General features: G+C 50.9%; 1 protein-coding gene. It reads left to right on the top strand.

Annotation, left to right across the window (positions count from 1 at the left end; translation table 11 throughout):
- The coding region (gene tuf / locus NSCA4_RS0107285) for an elongation factor Tu (RefSeq protein WP_016687519.1) at nucleotides 1–1,177 on the top strand (1,177 nt) is incomplete at its 5' end.

Genomic DNA, 1,177 nt, shown 5'->3' with positions numbered 1-1,177 from the left:
GGAAAAATTTGAACGTAGCAAACCGCACGTAAACGTTGGCACCATCGGTCACGTTGACCATGGTAAAACCACTCTGACTGCTGCTTTGACTACTATTTTGGCTAAAAAATTCGGTGGTGCTGCAAAAGCTTACGACCAAATCGACAACGCTCCCGAAGAAAAAGCCCGCGGTATTACCATTAATACCTCACACGTAGAATACGAAACCGAAACCCGCCACTACGCACACGTAGACTGCCCGGGTCACGCCGACTACGTTAAAAACATGATTACCGGTGCCGCACAAATGGACGGTGCAATCTTGGTATGTTCCGCTGCCGACGGTCCTATGCCGCAAACCCGCGAACACATCCTGTTGGCCCGCCAAGTAGGCGTACCTTACATCATCGTGTTCATGAACAAATGCGACATGGTTGACGATGCCGAGCTGTTGGAACTGGTTGAAATGGAAATCCGTGACTTGCTGTCAAGCTACGACTTCCCAGGCGACGACTGCCCGATCGTACAAGGTTCTGCACTGAAAGCCTTGGAAGGCGACGCCGCTTACGAAGAAAAAATCTTCGAACTGGCTGCCGCATTGGACAGCTATATCCCGACTCCAGAGCGTGCCGTGGACAAACCGTTCCTGTTGCCTATCGAAGACGTATTCTCTATCTCCGGCCGTGGTACCGTAGTAACCGGTCGTGTAGAGCGCGGTATCATCCACGTTGGTGACGAGATCGAAATCGTAGGTTTGAAAGAAACCCAAAAAACCACTTGTACCGGTGTTGAAATGTTCCGCAAACTGCTGGACGAAGGTCAAGCCGGTGATAACGTAGGCGTATTGCTGCGCGGTACCAAACGTGAAGAAGTGGAACGCGGTCAAGTATTGGCTAAACCGGGTACCATCACTCCTCACACCAAATTCAAAGCAGAAGTTTACGTATTGAGCAAAGAAGAGGGTGGTCGTCATACTCCGTTCTTCGCCAACTACCGTCCACAATTCTACTTCCGTACTACCGACGTAACCGGCGCGGTTACTTTGGAAGAAGGTGTAGAAATGGTTATGCCTGGTGAGAACGTGGCGATCACTGTAGAACTGATTGCACCGATCGCTATGGAAGAAGGTCTGCGCTTTGCGATTCGCGAAGGCGGTCGTACCGTAGGTGCGGGCGTGGTTTCTTCTGTTATCGCTTAA

The sequence above is a fragment of the Neisseria sicca 4320 genome (assembly GCF_000193735.1).
Classification (GTDB): domain Bacteria; phylum Pseudomonadota; class Gammaproteobacteria; order Burkholderiales; family Neisseriaceae; genus Neisseria; species Neisseria sicca_E.
This window is presented reverse-complemented; position numbering and strand designations above follow the sequence as displayed.